The sequence below is a fragment of the Zobellia roscoffensis genome (assembly GCF_015330165.1).
GTDB lineage: Bacteria > Bacteroidota > Bacteroidia > Flavobacteriales > Flavobacteriaceae > Zobellia > Zobellia roscoffensis.
Genome location: NZ_JADDXT010000002.1, coordinates 1,204,892 through 1,227,999, shown reverse-complemented (window position 1 = coordinate 1,227,999; position 23,108 = coordinate 1,204,892). Strand labels below are relative to the sequence as shown.

20 protein-coding genes are annotated in these 23,108 nt (G+C 38.0%); 10 read left to right on the top strand and 10 right to left on the bottom strand.

What is annotated here, in order from left to right; genetic code table 11:
• Positions 1 to 94: 94 nt before the first annotated feature.
• Positions 95 to 742 carry a gluconate 2-dehydrogenase subunit 3 family protein gene (locus IWC72_RS05265; RefSeq protein ID WP_194525173.1) on the bottom strand — a complete coding sequence of 216 codons (648 nt, stop codon included), beginning with the start codon at positions 740 to 742 and terminating at the stop codon, positions 95 to 97.
• Positions 742 to 2,454: a GMC oxidoreductase gene (locus IWC72_RS05260; protein WP_194525172.1), complete on the bottom strand. Its 1,713-nt coding sequence runs from the start codon at positions 2,452 to 2,454 to the stop codon at positions 742 to 744. The genes IWC72_RS05265 and IWC72_RS05260 overlap by 1 nt, the downstream gene beginning before the upstream one ends.
• A gap of 140 nt (positions 2,455 to 2,594) precedes the next feature.
• Between IWC72_RS05260 and IWC72_RS05255 the strand changes: the two genes are divergently transcribed.
• From IWC72_RS05255 to IWC72_RS05240, 4 genes are all read left to right on the top strand, one after another.
• Positions 2,595 to 3,590: a sugar phosphate isomerase/epimerase family protein gene (locus IWC72_RS05255; protein ID WP_194529065.1), complete on the top strand. Its 996-nt coding sequence runs from the start codon at positions 2,595 to 2,597 to the stop codon at positions 3,588 to 3,590.
• 22 nt (positions 3,591 to 3,612) lie between these two features.
• A complete protein-coding gene (locus tag IWC72_RS05250) occupies positions 3,613 to 4,056 on the top strand; it encodes a damage-inducible protein DinB (protein ID WP_194529064.1) in 444 nt (147 codons plus the stop codon).
• A 9-nt stretch (positions 4,057 to 4,065) separates the two neighbouring features.
• Positions 4,066 to 5,292: an MFS transporter gene (locus tag IWC72_RS05245; protein WP_194529063.1), complete on the top strand. Its 1,227-nt coding sequence runs from the start codon at positions 4,066 to 4,068 to the stop codon at positions 5,290 to 5,292.
• Positions 5,293 to 5,377: 85 nt separating this feature from the next.
• The gene (locus IWC72_RS05240; protein WP_194525168.1) at positions 5,378 to 6,517 is read left to right on the top strand and encodes a Gfo/Idh/MocA family protein; all 1,140 of its coding nucleotides are present in this window, start codon (positions 5,378 to 5,380) and stop codon (positions 6,515 to 6,517) included.
• Positions 6,518 to 6,608: 91 nt separating this feature from the next.
• Here the strand turns inward: IWC72_RS05240 and IWC72_RS05235 are convergent, their stop codons facing one another.
• The 3 genes from IWC72_RS05235 to IWC72_RS05225 form a co-directional block, all read right to left on the bottom strand.
• Entirely contained in the window at positions 6,609 to 9,821 is a 3,213-nt protein-coding gene (locus IWC72_RS05235; RefSeq protein ID WP_194529062.1) for a glycoside hydrolase family 2 TIM barrel-domain containing protein, read from the bottom strand.
• A gap of 179 nt (positions 9,822 to 10,000) precedes the next feature.
• Positions 10,001 to 10,465, bottom strand: a complete 465-nt coding sequence (locus IWC72_RS05230) for an ASCH domain-containing protein (protein WP_194525166.1) — start codon at positions 10,463 to 10,465, stop codon at positions 10,001 to 10,003.
• A 127-nt stretch (positions 10,466 to 10,592) separates the two neighbouring features.
• Complete coding sequence (locus IWC72_RS05225; protein WP_194529061.1) at positions 10,593 to 12,296, bottom strand: GMC oxidoreductase; 1,704 nt, start codon at positions 12,294 to 12,296, stop codon at positions 10,593 to 10,595.
• A 154-nt stretch (positions 12,297 to 12,450) separates the two neighbouring features.
• Here IWC72_RS05225 and IWC72_RS05220 point away from each other — a divergent pair, with 154 nt between their 5' ends.
• From IWC72_RS05220 to nadD, 5 genes are all read left to right on the top strand, one after another.
• Positions 12,451 to 13,506 (top strand): sugar phosphate isomerase/epimerase family protein, encoded by a 1,056-nt coding sequence (locus tag IWC72_RS05220; protein WP_194525164.1) that lies wholly within the window; start codon positions 12,451 to 12,453, stop codon positions 13,504 to 13,506.
• A 111-nt stretch (positions 13,507 to 13,617) separates the two neighbouring features.
• Positions 13,618 to 14,373, top strand: coding sequence for a 3-keto-disaccharide hydrolase (locus tag IWC72_RS05215; RefSeq protein ID WP_194529060.1), 756 nt, complete (start codon positions 13,618 to 13,620; stop codon positions 14,371 to 14,373).
• A gap of 195 nt (positions 14,374 to 14,568) precedes the next feature.
• The gene (locus tag IWC72_RS05210; protein WP_194525162.1) at positions 14,569 to 15,426 is read left to right on the top strand and encodes a YicC/YloC family endoribonuclease; all 858 of its coding nucleotides are present in this window, start codon (positions 14,569 to 14,571) and stop codon (positions 15,424 to 15,426) included.
• A 24-nt stretch (positions 15,427 to 15,450) separates the two neighbouring features.
• Entirely contained in the window at positions 15,451 to 16,035 is a 585-nt protein-coding gene (gmk, locus tag IWC72_RS05205) for a guanylate kinase (protein WP_194525161.1), read from the top strand.
• A gap of 32 nt (positions 16,036 to 16,067) precedes the next feature.
• Entirely contained in the window at positions 16,068 to 16,652 is a 585-nt protein-coding gene (nadD, locus tag IWC72_RS05200) for a nicotinate (nicotinamide) nucleotide adenylyltransferase (protein ID WP_194529059.1), read from the top strand.
• A gap of 1 nt (position 16,653) precedes the next feature.
• On the opposite strand, the gene IWC72_RS05195 is transcribed toward nadD, so the two are convergent.
• From IWC72_RS05195 to IWC72_RS05180, 4 genes are all read right to left on the bottom strand, one after another.
• Complete coding sequence (locus IWC72_RS05195) at positions 16,654 to 17,721, bottom strand: amidohydrolase family protein (protein WP_194529058.1); 1,068 nt, start codon at positions 17,719 to 17,721, stop codon at positions 16,654 to 16,656.
• Positions 17,722 to 17,915: 194 nt separating this feature from the next.
• A complete protein-coding gene (locus tag IWC72_RS05190) occupies positions 17,916 to 18,329 on the bottom strand; it encodes a hypothetical protein (RefSeq protein ID WP_194529057.1) in 414 nt (137 codons plus the stop codon).
• 110 nt (positions 18,330 to 18,439) lie between these two features.
• On the bottom strand, positions 18,440 to 19,390 hold the full coding sequence (locus tag IWC72_RS05185; RefSeq protein WP_194529056.1) for a CAP domain-containing protein: 951 nt from the start codon (positions 19,388 to 19,390) through the stop codon (positions 18,440 to 18,442).
• 121 nt (positions 19,391 to 19,511) lie between these two features.
• Positions 19,512 to 21,761, bottom strand: a complete 2,250-nt coding sequence (locus tag IWC72_RS05180) for an inorganic phosphate transporter (protein ID WP_194529055.1) — start codon at positions 21,759 to 21,761, stop codon at positions 19,512 to 19,514.
• 368 nt (positions 21,762 to 22,129) lie between these two features.
• Here IWC72_RS05180 and IWC72_RS05175 point away from each other — a divergent pair, with 368 nt between their 5' ends.
• Positions 22,130 to 22,489 (top strand): toxin-antitoxin system YwqK family antitoxin, encoded by a 360-nt coding sequence (locus IWC72_RS05175; protein WP_194525155.1) that lies wholly within the window; start codon positions 22,130 to 22,132, stop codon positions 22,487 to 22,489.
• A 78-nt stretch (positions 22,490 to 22,567) separates the two neighbouring features.
• On the opposite strand, the gene IWC72_RS05170 is transcribed toward IWC72_RS05175, so the two are convergent.
• On the bottom strand, positions 22,568 to 22,960 hold the full coding sequence (locus IWC72_RS05170; protein ID WP_194529054.1) for a carboxypeptidase-like regulatory domain-containing protein: 393 nt from the start codon (positions 22,958 to 22,960) through the stop codon (positions 22,568 to 22,570).
• Positions 22,961 to 23,108: the final 148 nt, after the last annotated feature.

Sequence of the window (23,108 nt, the reverse complement as noted above, 5' to 3'; positions counted from 1 at the left end):
ATATAGGTTGGATTCATAATTGTGAAATAAAAAAGAGCCGTAAGTAAACAGTAATTTACCAACGGCTCTTTTTCTATAGGCTGTTTTACTTATGTTAGAGTGACCAAGCTTTTCCGCCGGTCAATTCTTCTGTATCTGCACAAGCAATATATTCACCAGGAATAGGTAAATAGGCTAAAACCTTTTCACCAACATATTCAGAAGTTTTGTAACCCCAAATAGTCATTCCTCTTAGGTTGTTTGCAAAAGCAAAGCGAGATATACCATCATCTAGTAAGGCTTCTTTGCCTTCGGCTATGGCTTCATTATATTGTTTAACTGCCAAATTGTTTTTCACCTCGTCTTCTTTCGTCACTTTTAAGGCAGCGGCGAGAACAGGTTCTAATTCTTCAGAAGATAAATCCCCTGCTTTTTCTTTACCGGCATCTTTCAATGCTTTTTCAATAAACCTGTCCATAGACATTTTAAGGAAATCTTGTTGCTCCTTTTCCATGACTTGATCAGCGAACCGATCAATGAAAATGTTTACTTGAGTTTCAGATGCAGAAGGTGTATCTGTCTTTGGAAGAATAATATCTACCAATTTGGTCAATACCGCTCCTTGGTCTTTGGAGAAAAAATCAGGAGTCCATTCAAGTACAGTTTCGGTTTTACAACTTTGAACAATACTTAGCAAAGTTGGGGTGGCAACGGTGTAACCCAATGCCATACCCATATTCTTGAGTGCTTTTCTTCTATCCATTATATATTTCCTTTTTTAAGTTGTTTTACAGCATGGTCTGCTGCCCTTGCTGTAAATGCCATATAGGTTAATGATGGGTTTACACAACTTGCAGAGGTCATAAAAGAACCATCTGTTACGTAAACGTTAGGAACATCATGTACCTGGTTATTACCGTTCAATACAGATGTTTTTCTATCTCTACCCATACGTGCAGTACCCATTTCATGTATACCTAGACCTAAGCCTGTTTCGCGATCATGACCTTTAACATCTTTCACGCCTGCTTTTTCAAGCATGTCTATGGCAGATTGCATCATGTCTTTACGCATATTCAGCTCATTTTCTTTGAATCCAGCATCAAAAGTAACAGTTGGTAATCCCCAATCATCTAGTTTTTCATAGTCTAGGGTCATACGGTTGTCTTCGTAAGGAAGTACCTCACCAAAACCACCAATACCAATTGTCCATCCACCTGGTTTTAAAATAGCGTCTTTTAGGTCTTTTCCGTAAGAAAGTTCGGCAACAGAATCTTCCCAATTACCTCTACTAGCCCCACCTTGGTAACCAAAGCCACGTTTGTAGTCTTTTCTTTCCGTATCACCTCCTAGGTTTCTAAATCTTGGGATGTAAACACCATTAGGTCTACGACCTTTATAATATTTGTCGTCAAAACCATCAAACTTACCAGAAGCACCAACACCTAAGTGGTGATCCATAATATTACGGCCCAATTGGTCAGAATCATTACCCATACCATTAGGGAAGCGATCAGATTTTGATTGCATTAATATAGAAGTAGAAGCAATGGATGAAGCACAAAGAAAAATAACCTTGGCTTTAAATTCATAAGCTTCTTTAGTAACTCGGTCAATAACCTTTACACCAGTTGCTCTTTTTGTTTCTGGATCATAAATAACTTCATGTACAATTGAGTCTGCACGTAAAGTCATATTACCTGTTGCTTCTGCGGCAGGCAATGTAGAAGAAAGGCTACTGAAGTATCCTCCAAAAGGACACCCTCTAATACATCTGTTTCTGTATTGACATTTTGTACGGCCATCAAAGTTTTTAGTACCTGTAATATGGGCAACTCTACCAACAGTTACAGCACGACCATCAAACTCTTCACCTACTTTTTCTTTAAAGTGTTCTTCAACACAGTTCAGCTCCATTTGCGGCAGAAAGTTACTATCTGGCAGCTGGGGCAAGTTTAATGCCTCACCACTAACACCTATATAATCTTCTACTTTCGCGTACCATGGCTCAATATCTTTATAACGAACTGGCCAATCTACAGCAATACCATCTTTTTTGTTTGCTCCAAAATCAATGTCGCTCCAGCGGTAACTCTGGCGCCCCCATTGTAATGAACGTCCACCTAAATGATATCCTCTCATCCAGTCAAAACGTTGTATTTCGTTATACGGGTGTTTAAGGTCATTCACGAACCACATTTTGCTTGCTGCATTGGTTGTATAACCTGTTCGGTTTTGTTTTTCCTGTTGTGCGATGTCCTCTTTTGTTGGCTTTCCTCCATTAGGAAAGTCCCAAGGGTCCATGGTCGCAGTTTCATAGTCTTCGATGTGCGTCACCATACGTCCGCGCTCCAGCACCAAGGTTTTTAGTCCGGCTTCGCACAGCTCTTTCGCTGCCCAGCCACCACTGATACCTGTACCCACTACAATCGCGTCGTAAGACTCTTGCTCTTCGTTGTAATAAAATTTGCTCATGTACAAAATTGTTTAGTCCATAAATTTATTAAATATTAAATTAATTTTCTACATTTATTCGCCATACATCTTGTTAAGGCTGCATATTTGTGTGTATTACATCTCCAAATCGTTAAAATTCAATAAACTAATATCATATAATGAAAAGAAGAAACTTTATAAGAAACAGCTCTCAAGCCGGTTTAGCACTTTCAATTTTAGGGCTTGCATCATGCAAGGAGACTAAAAAAGAAGAAAAAATGATCAATGCAAGCGCAGAAACCGAAGAAGCGATTGCGGAACCGTTCTTTAAACTGTCTCTTGCGCAGTGGTCTATTCATAGAATGATAAGAGAAGATGGTGTAGATCCATATTCGTTTGCCGAAAAAGCAAAAAATTGGGGTTTTACCGGATTGGAATATGTAAGTCAGTTATATAATCCTGAATTGGCAGATGCCGACTATTCAGAAGAAGCAATGGCTGCATTTGTTGAAAAATCGAATGCCGAAGCGAAGAAACACGGCATGGAAAACGTACTAATCATGATTGATGGTCAGGGAAACCTTGCCGTTAATGATGAAAAAGAACGGGATGAGACCGTAGAAAAACACAAAAAATGGGTGGATGCTGCAGCAGCAATGGGCTGCCATGCCATTCGCGTAAATCTTAGTGGGAGCAATGATCCACAGGAATGGATTAAAAATTCTATTGACGGATTGACCAAACTTGGTACATATGCAAAAACAAAAAATATTAATGTGTTGGTTGAAAATCATGGCGGCCTGTCCTCTAACGGTGCTTTACATGCGGAAGTAATGAAAGCTGTGACATTGGACAACTGTGGAACACTTCCTGATTTTGGAAATTTCTGTATTACACGTAAAAAGGATAGTCGTGACTGCGAAGTTATGTACGATAAATACAAAGGCGTAAAAGAATTAATGCCTTATGCTAAGGCTGTAAGTGCTAAAACTCATGATTTTGACGCTGAGGGCAATGAGACCGAAATTGACTATGTGAAAATGCTTCAGATGGTAAAGGATAATGGATATACCGGCTTTGTTGGCGTGGAATATGAAGGCAATGTACTAAGTGAAGAAGCGGGTATTATTGCAACCAAAGAATTGTTGCTTAAAGCATCTAAAGAAATTAGCTAAACCCAAATAGATATCTGTTGCCGTGAAAGTTTTTTTTAATCAATTATTCGACTATAATTTCTATTGCAACAAAAAAATCATTGAAGCTGCCGCTGAATTGGATGTCGTACCACAAAAAAGCATTGCCCTATTTTCTGAAATCTTAAACCTGCATCATATTTATAATGAGCGAATTGCTAAACGTGAACCCAAATTTAAATTTGGGCAAGTGCAAGATGTGAGTACTTGGGGAGATATTCATTATGAGAACCAACGGAATACTTTTGATATTACTTCTGAGAGCGAAGATTTTGAGAAGCGAATGGACTATGAAAACAGTGAAGGTCAATTGCGGATACATACTATGCAAGACATGCTTTTTCATATCATAAATGAGTCTACCCACTACAGGGCGCTTATAGATATAGACTTTAAAGCGAATGGACTAGAGCCTCTTAGAACCAATTACATTATCTATAAACAGTAACACTTGCCAATGACTCCAAAGATAAAGACGCAGCTTTCTATAATGATGTTTTTGGAATTCTTTATCTGGGGCGGCTGGTTCGTTACCTTGGGAATTTACCTTCCAAATACGCTAGACTCTACGGGAAGTGAAATAGCATTGGCATATTCAACACAATCATGGGGCGCTATTTTAGCGCCCTTTATTATTGGTCTTATTGCCGATAGGTATTTTAATGCCGAGCGTATTTTAGGAGCACTCCATTTAATTGGTGCGGCACTTATGTATGTAATGTATCAAGCCACGGATTTCTCGGGGTTTTTTCCATTTCTGCTCGGTTATATGATTATGTACATGTCTACTTTGGCTTTGGTGAATTCGGTTTCGTTCAATCAAATGAAAGACCCTGCCAAAGAATTTGCACTTGTGCGTGTATTTGGTACAATTGGTTGGATTACTGCCGGTCTCCTTATAAGCTTTTTTAATTGGGATTCTCAGGAAGGAATTACCGAAGGTTTTTTACGCAATACATTTTTAATGGCCTCTATCTCATCTGCCGTATTGGGTGTGTTTAGTTTTACCTTGCCTAAAACCCCACCAACGGCAGACAGGTCTCAAAAAATAAGGTTGGCAGATATTCTAGGACTAGATGCATTGGCGCTTTTGAAAAACCGTAATTTTTTGATATTCTTTTTGGCGTCTGTGCTTATCTGTATTCCCTTAGCTTTTTATTATCAGCATGCCGGACAGTTTTTAGGTGAAATTGGGGTTGCCAATCCGGCGGGTAAAATGACCATAGGGCAGATTTCGGAAATTCTGTTTCTTTTGCTTTTACCTTTCTTTTTTAAACGCTTTGGTTTTAAAATGACTATTGTTGCGGCAATGTTAGCATGGGGCTTACGGTATTTGATGTTCGCTTATGGAGACACTGGAGAGCTGGTCTTTATGTTATTGACGGGTATTGCGTTGCACGGTATCTGTTATGATTTTTTCTTTGTTTCCGGACAGATTTATACGGATAGCAAAGCGGGAGCCAAATATAAAAGTGCAGCGCAAGGGCTTATAACTTTGGCAACTTACGGCGTAGGAATGCTAATCGGTTTTTGGGTAGCGGGAGCCATTACGGATAGCTACATTTTAGAAGACGCACGGCACGATTGGAATACAATATGGTTGTATCCGTCCGCTTTTGCGTTTCTGGTGCTGCTACTGTTCATCATTTTGTTCAAAAATGAAAAAATAGCCTATAAATCATAGTTATTTTATTAAATTCAAACTCTTAAAAAATAAGGAACACAAAAAGCCTGTAAGAAGGTTTTTTATTAATTAAAAGGATTACAAAATGCCAAAGAAAATCAGACTCGGAATTTTAGGTGGAGGTGGTGACTCCCTAATAGGTGTGTTGCATCGTGTAGCATCTCATATAAATGATAACTATCAAATTGTTGGGGCTGTATTCAACCCAGATTTTGAGCAAAATATGGCTTTTGCCAAAGAAATAGACGTACCTACAAATCGTATTTATAAGGATTTTGATACGCTTATAGAAGAGGAAATGAAATTGCCGGAGGATGAGCGTATTCAGGTATGTTCTATTCTTACGCCAAATTTCCTTCACTTTCCAATGGCGTTGAAATTATTGGAAAACGGTTTTAGCGTTATCTGCGAAAAACCAATGACAACTACTTTAGAGGAAGCTAAAAAATTGCAAGCGGCCCATGAGAAGGCAGGTACTGTTTTTGCTTTAACACATACGTATACGGGGTATCCAATGGTACGCCAAATGCGTGAAATGATAAAGAACGGAGAACTTGGTAAAATTCACAAAGTAGATGCAGTGTACTATCAAGGGTGGATAAATGAAATTATTCATGATCAAGAAAAACGTTCTTCGGTTTGGCGTTTGGACCCTAAAAAAGCGGGAATCAGCTCTTGTATAGGTGATATTGGGGTGCATGCCTTCAATATGGTAGAATACACCACAGGACTAAAAATCAAATCTATTTTGAGCGATTTCAACTATTTGTATGAAGACAACCAGATGGATGTTGATGGAACTGTACTTATTAGAATGAACGACCATGTGAAAGGAATCATCAGAAGTAGTCAGGTGGCTACAGGTGAAGAAAACGGACTTGGAATTGCTATTTATGGCGAAAAAGGAGCTTTCAAATGGGAGCAGGAGAATCCTAACTATCTGTATGTAATGAGTGATACAAAACCAACTCAGATATACAAACCAGGTCATGCTTATAACAGTGAACTTTCTTTAGGAGGGACAAAACTGCCTCCAGGACACCCTGAAGGTATTTTTGACTCTATGGCTAATATCTACCTTGGTGTAGCAAAAGCTATTAGAGGGGAGCAATATGACAGCGGTGAATATCCAACAATGACCGATGGTGTTCGTGGTATGAATTTCATTGAGGCCACAGTAGAGTCAAATAAAAATGGAAACATCTGGGTGGAATTGGAAGACTAAGTTTTCTGAAATATCATAATAAACAAAAATCCCAGAAGGCTTAATGCTTTCGGGGATTTTTGTTCTTTATCCGTTGAACTGATGTAAACTTCTATTTCACCGGTTGTATCATAAAACTAAAAGATAAATCTCCTGGTTTTATTTGATATTCTTCGTGAGGCATTAATCCCCAGCTATCATCACCGCCTACGCCCATTTGGCTATAATCAATGTTAATGTTGATGAGGTCTCTTTGAGGAATATCATAAGTATGGCGTTGCTGCTTTTGCATACCTTCATCAAAGTCGGAATTATATTGATTGTGGGCACTGAACCCGAAAAGTCTTGGTGAGGAAATTTCGATACCCTTGCCATTCCCGTTTAAAAAGGATACCGTACGGATATCGGTTCGGTAGCCATTTTCTTGCGGACGTATGTATTCAAAATACAGATCCTTTACTGTTGCATCATATTTGCCCACCAAAGCCGAAGTTTTTCGGTCTTGGTAATTCTCATGTGGACCTCTACCGTACCAGCTCACTTTATCGTATGCCGAGTCTATGATAAAGTTATTTCCAAAACGAGGAACAATGGGCAGGCTATTCTTAATGTTAGAAAGGTCTGTGCTTACTAAAATATCTCCCTTATTATTAATAGTATAAGTTACTGTTGCTTCTCCTTGTACAGAAGGTAAGCTATACATGGCCGTAAGCTGTAAATCGTTTTTAATTTTAAACGGATTCTTACTAAGTTTTACAGCGTCAACAACCTTTTTACCGTCATTGGAGTTCAGTTGAAAACTCGTCAGGTTTTGAGTTTCGGTAGCCTCTTTCCAGACGTTTAGACGTTTAGGCATATTGTACCCATAATCATTATCGGTTGGAGCGCGCCAGAAGTTTACACTCGGTCCGTTTTTCACTAGGTTGCCCTGACCATAGTCTAATGTGGTCAAGCTACCATCGGTGCTATTAAAACCGACTTCAAATCCTTCTCCTTTAATTTTTACGGTGCCATCGACGTTTGTAACTGAAAGTCCGTTGGTTTCCATTTCAAAAACCCTGGGGGTAAAATCGGTCAGTTTAAATTGCTCATAAGCTAATAAGTAATCTTGAGGTATAAGTTCATCTCCATTTTTGGTAAATGCATACACATTCAAGAAATATTCGGCCTCTGAGTCCGTCAAATCAGGTAAAGCAATTTGAATAACCTGAGATTCATAAGGTGCTATCATTACATCATCAATTTTTCCTGTTTTAACTTCAACACCGTTTTTGAATAGTTTCCAAGCGAAGTTATATTCGGATAAATTGGTAAAATCATACTGGTTGGTAATTGTAATTTTACCTGATTTAGGGTCGTTGGATGTAAACTTTACATATTCATAGACCTTTTTCACCTCGTGTAAAGCAGGATGCGCAGAGCGGTCAGGGTTTACCAATCCGTTTAGACAAAAGTTATTATCATTTTGAAGATGCGATGCGCCAAAATCACCACCAAAGGCATAAAATTCTTCCCCGTCTTCATTTTTGGTTTTCAGGCCTTGATCTACCCAATCCCAAATAAAACCACCTTGTAACACATCATACTTTTCAATTACGTCCCAATAATCCTGAAGATTGCCTACGCTGTTTCCCATGGCATGTGCATACTCACATTGGATAAGTGGTCTTTTTGGGTTGTTTTCAGCATATTCAATAGTCTGTTCAATAGTAGCGTACATTGGCGCTTGAATGTCCGTATTCGCATATTGGGTAGCGCCTTCATATTGAACGGGGCGCGTATCGTCTTGTTTTTTGAGCCATTCGTAAGTAGCAAAGAAATTTTCGCCGTTACCTGCCTCATTTCCTAAAGACCAAGTAACGATAGAAGTGAAATTTTTATCGCGTTCGTACATGCGCATCGTACGGTCTAAATGCATGGCTTTCCATTCTGGTCTATAGGCTGGGTGTATTTTCTTAGCTTCCTCATCGTTATCAAGACCTTGGTTGGTAGTTCCCATACCATGGATTTCAATATTGACTTCATCAACTATGTAAAAACCATATTTGTCTGCCATGCGATAGAAAAACTCATTTTTAGGATAATGACTGCAACGTATGGCGTTTAGGTTATTGCGTTTCATTACCTCCATGTCTTTCAATGTGACTTCTCTGCTGATAACATGGCCCGTAGTTTCATCATGATCGTGTAGGTTGGCACCTTTAATAAGAACAGGTTGCCCATTGACCAAGAACTGATTGTTTTTGATTTCAATTTTTCTAAAACCTATTTTAGAACTTACAGCTTCGGTAACGACTCCTTTTTTGTTTTTAAGAACGAAAAGTAAAGTGTAAAGGTTAGGTTTTTCGGCATTCCAAGTTTTAATACTTTTTAGGGATTTTTCAAATTTTACCACGGCTGATTTTCCATTGAAAACCACATCTTTCTCTTCGGAATAAAGTTCTTTGTCGCCATCCAAAAGTTGCACGGTAACTTTATAACCTTTGGCTTTTTTTGCGGTATTTTCAAGTTCTAGATTCACGTTTAATAGACCGTCAGTATAATTATTCTCCAAGTCGGCGATAGCACGGTAGTCTTTAATGGTCGTTGCTTTGGTGGCATAGAGATAAACATCTCGGTCAATACCGCTTAGACGCCAGAAATCTTGATCTTCCATGTAACTGGCATCGGACCAGCGTAAAACTTGAACGGCTAATGTGTTCTTTCCGGGTTGTAAATATTTGGTAATATTGAATTCTGCTGGCGTTTTACTTCCTTCGCTATAACCAACTTTTTTACCATTGACCCAAACATACATGGCTCCACTAACGCCACCAAAATGTAGGTAAATGTTTTTATCTTCCCAATTCTCTGAAAGTTCAAAATCACGTTTGTAGCTTCCTACAGGATTTTTGTCATGAGGAATAAAAGGTGGGTTCTTTGGGAATGGATATACAATATTAGTGTAGATAGGGGTGCCGTGCCCTTCAAGCTCCCAATTGGAAGGTACGGGAATAGTGTTCCATGCGGAGGTGTCATAACCTGCACCCTGAAAATTTAAAGGTCTGGACATGACGTTGTCGGCATAGTTAAAAAACCAATCGCCATTTAGAGACTGATAAAAAGGAGAATTTTCCCAACTATCATTTTTTAATGCATTTTCGGTTGTTTCATATCGATAAAAAGAAGCTGTAGGCACTTCACGATTAATTTGAAATATTTCAGGGTTTTCCCATTCCGGATTCTCCCATTTTGGAGATTGACCTTGTGCGGAAATACATAAAAAGAAAGCAAATAAGGAAAGAGTTAAACCTATGAATGGCTTTGTTGGCGTTGAGATGCGCATAGTTGAGTTTGTTTACATTGATGTTGTACAAGGTAGAAAAACTTTAGAATAAAGTAGCTTTAAGTATCACAATATAGCATAGGAGCTCATTATGGGCCACACTTATTTTAGAGCGGAATCTATTGTAGGACTGCTCTAGCTTCTGTTAAATTTATTTCGGTTGATTTTAAAGTAAGAGCTTATCGATCAAACACTTTTTCGAATTCTTGGCAGACAATAATCATACTTTCATTAGGCTTGCGGCTAAAAGCGGTCAATTCCTTAGTATAATAATCCCAATGTACTTTTTTCCAATAGGCTAAGCTTTTGTCCCCTTCACCTTCCATTCGGGCGTATTCTTCAGTAATACTAAAGTAAGGTTTAAGTTTTACGGAAGTGGTTCTTACAATACACTGTGCTTCACCTTCCCAATTGGTAACAATCATGAAGTCACCTATTTTAGGCAATGATTGTTTAAGGTGCTGTAAACCTAGCAAACTAGGTGAGGTTGCTCGTTTGATACCTTTTTTTACCAAGGCGGCACATTCATTGGCATCTAATTCGTTATTACAAAAATGAACTACTTTGGGCGTATCTGCAAAAGCATGTTCTAAGTGCTTGTCTAGATAATCTCCCCATAAATTTCGGGCTGAAGCGTTTTCCATATAGTTATTGCGGTTAGCTAATTCTTCACGCTATACGTGAGAAATATAGTTCAACAAGATACAAACGACCTAACAATTTCAGTGATATTTTAGAATATCAGGTTGATTTATCGGTCGTTATACATCATTATGAAAATTTTCCTGCTTTAAATTGTTCTGCAGCGTGGTTTGCTGCTCTAGCAGTAAATGCCATATAGGTCAGCGACGGATTCACGCAGCTTGATGATGACATAAAAGCACCATCCGTTACATATACATTAGGCACCGTATGGATTTGATTGTTTTTATTAACGATGGAGGTTTTGGAACTATGCCCCATACGTGCCCCGCCCATTTCATGAATACCTAAACCTGGTCCGCTAGATTCTTCGTAAGGTTCTACATTCTTAAAGCCAGCTGCTTTGAACATGTCTACAATTTCTTTTTTAATGTCCTTGCGCATTTCGTATTCGTTCTCTTTGAACTCCACATCAAAATCTAATTGAGGAAGGCCCCATTTATCCTTTTCGGTTTCGCTAAGGGTTACTCGGTTATCATCATAGGGTAAAAATTCACCAAAACCGGTAACTCCAATTTGCCAATGACCTGGCTTAAGGATAGACTCTTTAAGCTCTTTTCCGTACCCCATTTCTGCAATGGAAGCTGACCAATCTTCACGGCTGGCACTGCCTTGGTAACCAAACCCACGTAGGTAATTTTTCCGTTTGGTCTTTTCGTCTAGGTTAACAAATCTAGGAATGTAAAAACCATTAGGTCTTCTGCCTTGATAATATTTGTCTAAATGTCCGTCTACTTTTCCAAAAGCACCTAGTTTGTAGTGATGGTCCATAATGCCACGTCCCAGTGCATCAGAATCATTGCCCATTCCATTTGGAAAGCGCTCGCTTTTTGATTGCATAAGGATACCTACGGATGCCATTGCGGATGCGCAAAGGAAAATTACTTTTGCTTTGAACTCTATTTTTTCATTGGTTTCGGCATCAATTACCTTTACGCCCGTAGCCTGTTTTGTGGCATCATCGTACATTACTTCATAAACGATGGAGTTAGGTCGCAACGTCATATTCCCGGTGCGTTCTGCGGCAGGCAATGTAGAGGAGTTACTACTAAAATATCCGCCAAAAGGGCAACCACGCCAACAACGATTTCTATTTTGACAAGTTCCCCTGCCTTCAAAATCGGCTTCTGGGTCGGTAATATGCGCGGCGCGGCCTATGGTGATCAAACGGCCATCTTCAAATTTCTCTGCAACGGAAGCTTTAAAATCTTCCTCAACACAATTTAAGTCCATTTTAGGTTGAAAGATACCATCAGGCAAATGTGGAAGCCCTAAATTCTCTCCACTAACCCCAATATATTTTTCAACTTTATCATACCAAGGGGCAATATCCTTATAACGTACAGGCCAGTCTACACCAATACCTTCTTTTTTATTCGCTTCAAAATCAAGATTGCTCCAGCGGTAACTTTGTTTGCCCCAAGTTAATGACCTGCCACCTACTTGGTAGCCTCTAATCCAATCAAAACGTTTGGTCTCTACGTAAGGATGGTCAAGATCGTTTACAAAAAAATGTTTTACATCTTCCTTTGGTGCCCAGCCCACGCGTGCCTGAACATGGTATTTTTCTTTATCTTCTTTGGAAAGCTCTCCCTTTAACGGGTAGTCCCAAGGGTCATCATTCATGGTAGGGTAATCTACCACATGCTTTACCATGGGGCCACGTTCGAGTACCAAGGTTTTTAATCCGTTCTCACATAATTCTTTAGCGGCCCAACCGCCACTAATTCCAGTCCCGACAACAATAGCGTCGAATTTTTCTTCTTTATTCACGGTCGTATTTCTTGTTTTAAACGTGTTGTATTCCCTATATTTATAACTTCTCTAGAAGATCAGTTTTGAGACGATTATAAAATTAAATATAGGGCTTTTCTTTATAATGATTTTAAAAAAGAAATAGCCGTTACTCAATTCAAACAACAACAACATGAAGACAATTAAAGGGCCTGGCGTTTTTTTAGCGCAATTTGTAGACAGTAAAGCACCGTTCAATACGTTGGACGGTATGTGTAAATGGGCCGCAGATTTAGGTTACAAGGGTATTCAAATCCCTACTTGGGAGAGTTTTTTAATAGATTTGGATAAGGCTGCGGAGAGTCAGACTTACTGTGATGAACTTAAAGGAAAAGTGAATTCTTATGGCCTTGAGATTACGGAACTTTCTACACACCTACAAGGGCAATTAGTGGCTGTTCACCCAGCTTACGATTTAATGTTCGATAATTTTGCTCCAGATGCCGTCAAGAACAATCCGAAAGCACGTACGGAATGGGCAGTAGATGTAGTTAAAAAAGCGGCAACGGCAAGTAGAAGATTGGGTCTTAATGCCCATGCTACTTTTTCTGGAGCTTTACTTTGGCATACATGGCACCCATGGCCTCAAAGGCCTCCTGGGTTAGTTGAGATGGGTTTTGAGGAGTTGGCTAAAAGATGGATGCCAATTTTAAATCATTTTGATGAGCAAGGTGTTGATGTTTGTTATGAAATTCACCCTGGTGAAGATTTACACGATGGTGATACTTTTGAACGTTTTCTTGCCGCAACGGGTAACCATAAGCGTGTAAATATACTTTATGATCCAAGTCACTTTGTGTTGCAACAGCTAGATTATATAGAGTATATAGACCATTATCATGAGTTTATAAAATCGTTCCATGTAAAGGATTCAGAATTCAACCCAACAGGGAAGAAAGGTGCCTTTGGAGGTTATAATGATTGGGGTGATCGTGCCGGTAGATACCGTTCTTTAGGTGATGGTCAAATCGATTTTAAAACTATTTTCTCTAAACTTACCCAATACGGTTGTGACGTTTGGGCAGTTATGGAATGGGAATGCTGTATTAAGAGCCCTGAGCAAGGAGCTAGAGAAGGCGCTATTTTTATTCAAGATCATATTATTGAGGCTACAGAAAAGACGTTTGACGATTTTGCTGGTTCAGCAATTGATAAAGAAATGCTTAAAAAGATATTGGGTACCTCTTAGAAGGGTATAGCAATAAAAACAAATTATAGGAAACGGTTCTTTTGTCACTAAAACAGGAGAATCGTTTTTTAAATAATAGAACAAACTGACTTATATAAAACATAACAACACATGAAAAATTTGATGGTAATCGCTTTTATGGCGATAATAGCTTTTGGGTGTAAAGACAAAGCTGAGAAAACGCAGAAAGAAATGGAAAAGGAACGTATTGCGGAAGCCGAGGAAGCAGCTCCACCACAAGAGTGGACGGTTCTTTTTGACGGTTCTTCTTTTGATGGCTGGAAAGAATATAACAAAGAAGGTGTTTCCGATAATTGGAAGCTTGAAGATGGCGCCATGGTTTTTTACCCACCAAAAGAGAGAGCTAAAGGAGAGGCTTTTAATCTAGTGACTGAAAAGGAATACACAGATTTTATTCTGACTTTGGATTGGAAGATTTCCGAAGGCGGTAATAGTGGTGTATTCTGGGGAGTTAATGAAAAACCGGAGTTATCTGAAGCTTACCAAACGGGCCCCGAAGTGCAAGTTTTGGATAATGAAAAACATCCGGATGCTAAAAATGGAACTACTCATCAAGCAGGATCTTTATATGATATGGTGGCGCCGTCCGAAGAAGTAACAAATCCGGTGGGCGAATGGAATTCCATGGTAATTACAATCAATCATAAAGAACAAAAAGGCAGTATTTCTTTAAACGGAACCGATATTGTAGATTTTCCCGTAGGAAATGAGATGTGGGATGTTATGGTGTCTAAATCAAAATTTGCAGACTGGGACCATTTTGGAAAGTTCACCACGGGAAAAATAGGATTACAAGATCATGGCAATATGGTTTCTTTTAAGAATATAAAAATTAAGGAGCTTTAGTTTGTGAAGAAATCCTAAATAGGTTGTTTTTGAACCTAGCTTTTTGGACACAGGCAACTTAGGTGGTTTTGACACTTAAGTTGCCTGTGTTTGGTTTGTAGGATATCAATCTTAAGATTTGTGCCGTCAGTTATGCAAAATCAGGGGCTGTACTTTCTGTAATTACGTTATATTTGCCAAAATTCATTGCGATTTATGATTCAGTCCATGACCGGTTTTGGTAAGCACGTAATACAGCTTCCGACAAAAAAGATTACCGTAGAGCTCAAATCCCTTAATAGTAAAAGTCTAGATTTAAACGCACGTATGCCTTCTGCATATCGCGAAAAAGAACTTGAACTTCGTAAAACCATTGCAGGTTCTTTGATGCGTGGTAAGGTTGACTTTGGTCTTTATTTAGAATTGACCAGTGGAGAAACGTCAACAGAGGTTAACGAGGCTGCTGTTAAGAACTACATGAAGCAGTTAAAGGCTATTGCCGACGGTGATGATTTAAAGTTGCTTGACATGGCACTTAGAATGCCTGATTCTTTAAAAACCGAACGTGAAGATATAGATGAAGCTGAATATGAATCTATAAAACTTGCGGTTCATGAGGCATTAAAGGAAATAAATACATTCCGCTCAGAGGAAGGTCAAGTTCTTGAAAATGATTTTCTTGATCGTATAAAGAATTTACAAGACCTTTTGGAAAAGGTAAAAGAAATGGATCCGGACCGACAATCAGATGTGCGCGAAAGACTCAATAAAGCTGTTAGTGATTTAAAGACAGATCTTGATGCCAATCGTTTTGAACAGGAGCTTATTTACTATTTGGAAAAATACGATATCACAGAAGAAAAGGTACGTCTGGCAAATCACCTTGATTACTTTTCTAGTACTTTAAAATCTGATGATTCCAATGGTAAAAAATTAGGTTTTATAGCTCAGGAAATTGGACGCGAAATTAACACCATTGGCTCTAAGGCCAACTATGCACCAATGCAGCAATTAGTAGTGCAGATGAAAGATGAACTGGAAAAAATAAAAGAGCAGATGCTCAATGTACTTTAAAGTGTCCAATCAAATTAAAAACTCATGAAAGGCGGTAAACTCATTATATTTTCGGCACCTTCTGGAAGTGGTAAGACAACCATAGTACGTCACCTGTTAAAGCAACCCGAGCTAAATCTTGCGTTTTCGGTTTCGGCAACGTCAAGACCACGAAGGGCTAAGGAAAAACAAGGGGAACATTATTATTTCATTTCTATTTCCGAGTTCAAAAACCACATCAAACATGATGATTTTTTGGAGTGGGAAGAGGTATACCGTGATAATTTTTATGGGACTTTAAAAACCGAGATAGAACGACTTTGGGCCGAAGGTAAAAACGTGATTTTTGATATTGATGTGGCAGGTGGTTTGCGAATTAAACGCAAATTTCCTGATAAGACTTTGGCCGTATTTGTAAAACCACCAAGTGTTGATGAGTTGAAAATTCGCCTTAAGAAACGTAGCACGGAAAGTGAGGATAAAATCAACATGCGTATTGCTAAAGCATCAGTAGAGTTAGCAACAGCGCCACAGTTTGACAAGATAATAAAGAACTACGATTTAGATACTGCTCTAGAAGAAGCCCATCAATTAGTTGCAGATTTTGTTGGTGCAAAAATTCAGAAATAGCTTTCTAGGACATTCAAATTTGTTTAGGATACATGAAAAAGGTAGGTCTCTATTTTGGTACGTTTAACCCTATACACATAGGGCATATGATAATTGCGAACCACATGGTAGAATTCTCTAGCCTAGATGAGGTTTGGTTTGTGGTAACTCCCCAAAGTCCATTTAAGACTAAAAAAACACTACTGGCCGATAATCATAGATACCAAATGGTATATGAGGCTACGAAGGAATATTCTAAGTTGAAACCGAGTAAAATAGAGTTTGGTCTCCCGCAGCCTAATTACACTGTGAATACATTGGTGCACTTAAGGGAAAAGTATGGTGAAGACCATGATTTTGCTTTAATTATGGGAGAGGATAATCTAAAGGGGCTTCATAAATGGAAGAATTATGAGGTTATTTTAGAGGAGTATAGTGTTTATGTGTATCCAAGAATTTCAGAAGGTGAAGTAGAACACCAGTTTAAAGGACACGCTAAGATTCAGAAGGTTGATGCACCTATAATGGAAATTTCTTCGACCTTTATTCGTAAAAATCACAAAGTAGGTAAAAACATCCGTCCGCTCTTACCTGAAGCTGTTTGGAAGTACATGGATGAGATGAATTTTTATAGATAGATTACCTATTCAAAATTTTTCTACCATTCTCCGAATATATCTTTTTCAAAGTCTCATCACTTAAATCCAGTCCGTTAAGTGGCCAATGATACGAAAATAGTTCCCAAGCATAAAAGTGTTCGTCAGCACTTTCTAAAATACGAAAGGTAGTTTCATACATGCTGGCATCCATCCCCATATCGGTACCATATACCAATCGGTCTTTATGTTTTTCAAAGAAAGCTTTTGTGCGTCGCGGTACAGGAGCAACCTCGGAATAACGTGCTGAAATATCCGCGTAGAGGTTGGGATGTTGATTTAATAATTCAGCTAAAATATCTAGGTCATGACTGGTATTGGCTAAATGACAGGCAATGAATGTTGTTCCTTTATTGTTTTTAACCGCATTAGAAAGCGTTGAAAGTAGCTTTTCATGGGAAAGAACACCTTCTTTTGAGGTGTCTACTTTCCAGGTGTAGGCATTCATAAGTCCGTCGTTCTTCTCGTTCATAGGTAGGTACATCCAATACGGGTCTGCTACATGTACGCTAATGGGCATACCTAGTTCTCCGCACCTTTTTAATATAGGTTGTAAACGAGGGTCGTCCATATGAAGACCTGGTGCTTCTGATGGTTTTGAATAGAAAAGCCCAAGGCCTTTGTCACCTAACTCACCAACACCTCTTGCGCCTTTTGCGAAACACCTTTCTAACTCTTTTATGGCTCTTTTTGTCCACCCTTTTTCATTATATCCTGTATAGTCAAAACCACACCATACTTCAATTTGGTCTCCATATTTTGAGTACATATCATATATACTATCAAACCTCTTACCTGTTGAATATGTTAGGATAATGGATTTTTCAATATTGTGCTTTTTCATAGTTGCAACCCACTCATCCAATTCTTTCTCAGACTTGGCATAAGGATGGGAGTGAAAATCTATTACAGGGTATTTAGCCCTTTGTACCGTTGTTTTAGGGGTGTTGTAAATGCTTTCTGGCCTGTAATCTTTTAGTAGAAGATTTTCTTGGGCTTGTACGTAATTGGTAAGAGATAGGGTTACAAGAAGGAAGAACAGTTTTTTCATAATAGAAAGGTTTAATGTCCATAAATAGAATGTCATGTCATTTATAAAAGGCACTATAAGCCAAAATTTGGCATAAGAATATATGAGCCATTTAGTAAAAATGGGGGAATTTTATTATTTGAAGTAGGGATGGTTTTAAAGGTAGATTTGGAGGTAAGCGCTGCAGGAATCAATAAAATAAGGAACGAAAAAGGTTATTTATCTAACTCTTCTAAATTTTGAACTACCCAATCATACGCTTCATCCAACTCATGAAACACCGCAATTGGTTTTTTTATAAACATTCTTTCTAAGGTAGCAATCATACGACGATACTTGTTCTGGGAGACAATAGCCATCCCCATAAGATTAGGGAACATGTCTACTATATCTTTATACCCCATAGGATCCATTGAGTACGAATTTTTTCTGTGCGATATGTAAATAAACGGAGTGCTTTTCCCGTAATAACGCTTTAAAACCCTAATTGGACCCAGAGACTGTATTTTGCTAACATCGGCACCTTCGGCAAATTCACCAACCAAGAAGTTGGGATAAAACCAAAATTTGGCGAATCCGAAATCGTGTTCGGCCAATAATTCGTGCTTAATTGAAGTAGACGCTTTCATAGTGTATCTCAGATGTTAAGATACAATTTCTGTTAAGGAAAATGAACAAATTGTTAGAAAAGAAACAAAAAGTAACATTGTCATAGAATTTTTGAAAGCAGATTTTTAATTTATTTGTCTGGATCAAAAAGAGTTACATCATATTTAAATTTTTGCGGTTGAGAGTTAATAAGGACGTTTTCAATAGTTATTGCGTATGCGGTGTCTTCCGTAGCGGTGTTACTGCTTATTTCAGGAATCCAGACAATAGTGTTATCTCCGTAAATACCTGTAAGTTCCTCTATCTTTAGTGAAATTGAGTTTCCGTTTTCACCTTTCATTGAAATTTTGGTTTCAGAAAAGTCTGCATTAGCAATAGAGAAAGACCATCTAGAGTAGGCTAATCTATTTGGCAAGTAACCTTCAGGAGGCCAAGCTACAAATTCTGGTGCATCCATTGGTGCAGTACCTGGATTTCCCAATACCCAAAGCGCATTATACCTACTAGTATTTCCTATTCCTATTTCCTGTAATCTAGGCCATAGCAACCACCTTCTGTGGCCCACAGGGTAGTTTTCATTACCATGATCACGAATGTATGAATCTATTGATGCTGAGTTTTTTGTTGATGTTAATAGTGCATTTGCTGCTGCTTCTTTTCCTTCGCTAGTATAGCAACTCCATGTATCAGGCGGGAAATGGTTCAATGTATTGTTAGCATGCATCATGAGAGCCGCTTGTTGCGATTTTGTGCTTTTTGTTGTGTTCTCATCTATACTGTTATTTAAACCTGCGGCTTTTCGAAAATACTGTAGTCGCATTAGGATTTTGTCTTTTATTAGTTGAGGAACAGTACCAGGCTCACAGGCTTGTTCATCACCGGACCAAGCAACCTCGGTACTTGTATTGCTAGAAGCTACATAATAATCTTCGTATAGTTTTTTGGCATTAGCTCGTGCACTGAGGTCTATACTGGCAATCAATTCTTCTTCTTCCTGTGTAAAAGACGTACTTTCTTTACTGCAAGATAGGAACAGCGAAACGAAGCACACTGCGGGTGCTATATAATTTGTAAAACGCATTAGATCAAGATTTGGGTATCTTTTTACTAACGACTAAATCTATAGAAAGGTATTTTTTTTCGATGAAGTGATAATCACATAAAAGTGAATCCTATAGTATGGGTAGGAGAAAGTATTTGAGTTATACCTTGGTATTGGCGTGTTGATCGTAAGTTTCAAGAAGATTCATTGTTGCCACTAAAAGGTCTTTGGTTTCCAGTAATAAACTAAAGTACAAAGCGGTATTCTTTGGACTGGATTCATCCGTTCGTGTACGTTCCACTTGTTTGTGGATTTTCATGTCCACTTTTGCGAATAGCTCTTGCTTATGGATAATAAGCTCTGTTAACTTTAAGAAATCTTTGGTTTCAAAAATGGTCTCTATCTCAGTAAATAATTCATCTAGATAACCATCTGTCTCTTTTAAATCTTTGATTTGATTAAACCTTAATTTCTTATGGTTGTTATGTACGTGCTTGTGTCCCGCTTTGGCAATATATTCCAAAGATTGGGTCATATCTTGCAAGTAGCTAAGGATAGAAATATAGAAATTACTGGTGCTAACACTAGATTCGTCAAGGTTTTTAATAAAGTAGAAGATATTATCACGTAGATCCTCTACTTCTTTATCAAATTTATTAATACCCTTTTTACTTCTTTTAAGTGTGTCTATATCGTGTTTAGCTAAGCCATCTATACTTTGTGAATATATCTTATTAGCTCTTTTAATGGCAAGAGAAATGTTGGCAGCACTTTCATCAATAACCCCAATAATAGAATTGCTTTCTGCTCTTTCTAGCTTCTGTTCTAGCTTGGTCTCTTTCATTTTTTTGGTATGCGAAAGATAATTTTTTCCAATTAAGAAAAAAGCTATTATCAATAACACGCCAATGGCCCAAATACCTCCTAAGTGAATAATATAAGCAATAATGGCTGCCGCTGTAAAGGCACTTATAGCTGTAAAAAACCATCCACCAATAACATTAAGAACACCGGCTACACGGTAAACAGCACTCTCCGCTCCCCAAGCTCTATCTGCCAAAGAACTACCCATAGCAACCATGAAGGTTACATAAGTTGTTGATAATGGAAGTTTCATAGAAGTGGCTATAGAAATAAGAACACTGGCAACCATAAGGTTAACGGATGCGCGAACTAGATCAAAAGCAGGTAAATCTTGAACCCTACTTTTTGGTACATATACGTAAGGTTTTTCAAAACGAGTATCCATTTTTTTCAAAATGGAATCAGGAATAAGGCCTGCTATATTTTCTGAAGCGTTAATGGTAAACTTTACGATTTGCCTAGAAAGGAAATTAGGTTGGAAACGCTCATCGCCTTCGTCTTGTCTAGATAAGTCTACACTGGTTTTAACCACATTTTTGGCTTTTGATGAAAACCAAAGGGTTACGACCATAATCATACCAGAGAGTAATAATAAGTACTGAGGAGTTTGCACTGCAGAGGCAAGACCTTCCATGGTATATTTGTCTGCGGCAATACCTGAATTACTCCAAGTAGTATAGGATTCCATAGCGGCTAATGGCACACCAATAAAGTTTACAAGGTCATTACCGGCAAATGCCATAGCAAGGGCAAATGTACCCATTACAATTACTATGGTGTATATGTTGATTTTTGTTAGTGCGGAAATCATCCAAGAAACTAGGGTCCACACCACAAAATTGCTTAATATGAATAAGAATTGCTTGTTAGCAATCATTTCAAGAATCTCAGGGCTAAAAATAGAAGCGCTTTTAAGACCTTTTACAAGAATAAAGTAAATGATTGAAGTTAGGGCAAACCCCCCAAATAGTGCTCCTGCCCATTTTGGTTTTTCCTCAAACTTAAAAGAGATCAGTAAACGAGAAATAAATTGAACTAATGCACCAATACTAAAGGCAATAACCACAGAGAGGAGAATGCCAAGAATAATTTCAGTAGCCTTATCCGTGTTTATGTAGGTCCACAAATCAGAAACACCACCATCATGCCCCATGATTTTAACAAGGGAAATGGCAACAGCAGCACCCAAAAGCTCAAAAACAATAGATACAGTAGTGGAAGTGGGCATCCCTAATGTATTGAAAAAGTCCAATAATAGGATATCCGTAATCATAACCGCCATAAAAATAATCATGATTTCTGCAAAGACGAAGTGTTCTGGGTTAAAAATACCCTTTCTGGCTACCTCCATCATTCCGCTAGATGATATGGCACCAAATGCAATACCTACACTTGCAACGATCATTACTGTTCTAAATGAAACAGCTTTTGATCCAATTGCAGAGTTGAGAAAATTAACCGCATCATTACTTACCCCAACTACTAAGTCAGTAATGGCAAGTACAGCCAGCGCAATAATCATGAAAAGGTAAAGGTTCTCGCCCATCAAAAATAAAATGTGCACAAAAATGATACTATAATTTATGAATCACGTTAAAATAAGGTTATGAAGTAACTGTGTCCACAAGCTTGTTTCGTTTGATTAATCTTAAAGAACATGTTTAGGGATGTAATCCGTCAAATAATGCTTAGGGCCGTATTATTAGGTGTATTGGCGGAGTAATTTAAGGTATTCATTGCATATAAAGGAATATGGAATTGTCTTTTTTATGGATTAGGAGGGTCTTTTAAACAATATTTTATGATTTTCATCGTTTTCAATGTAAATTTAATGTTAAGGAATAGTTCATTTAACGTAAATTTTATATCTTTGAAATAACAAACAGGTACAAAATCACATTAAAATCAACACACATGAAAAATTCATTTATACTTTTCGCCCTTGCATTAACTATGACAGTAGGGTACGCACAAAAAGAAAAAGAAGTAAAGTTAAACAAAGACACTAATTTGTTGGAAGCTACGTATTTCCATGATAATGGAGAAGTTAGTCAGAAGGGAACTTTTGATTTAGCTGGGAAGTTACATGGTCAGTGGATTAGCTTTGACGAAATGGGGGAGAAAGTATCAAAAGGAAATTACGATAAAGGTGTAAGAACTGGAAAATGGTATTTTTATAATGATGGAACCGTGAAGGAGGTGGAGTTTGATAATAACGTTATTGCCAATGTTATTAATAAGGAGAAAAAATCTGCCGTTGTTTCCAAAGACTAACACATTTATTGTATAGAAAAAGGGAGTTTTCACTAAGTGAAAACTCCCTTTTTTATTTTAGTGTTTTTGGTAAAACTGTTATTTGTCTAAACTGGTAAATGCAGTCTCTTGGTTTTGTAAGGTATTTTCGTCTGCAAAAGACATATCAGATAAACTTAGGGTCTTGGCTTGTAAACCTTGTGTTATTTCTATAGTATTAGCTGCTGTAACTTCTACAGGAGTCTCATAAGACTCGTAACCCAAAAAAGTGACTTTAAGAATATAGTTTCCTGGTTCAATATTTTGAATTTCAAAATTTCCTCTAAAATTGGTCTGAGTTTTGAATTCGGTATCCTTTATTTGAACATCTGCGAACAATAAAGGTTCGTTATTCATCTCTATGTCAAAAATAGTGCCTCTAATAGTACCTTCTTCTTGAGCGAAAAGGTTTATTGTACATACAAAAGCAAGAAAAAAAAGTGTGATTTTCATTGGTTCTTATTTTCTTGGCAAAGAAAACAGTGTAGTGTTAAGTTATGGTTATCTGAAGTTTATCTGTTGATTTCCTTAAGGTTAAATAATGGGTTGTTCTTTGCGTTCAAAAAGCATGGGGAAATGGAAAAAATGTAACTTGCGGAAC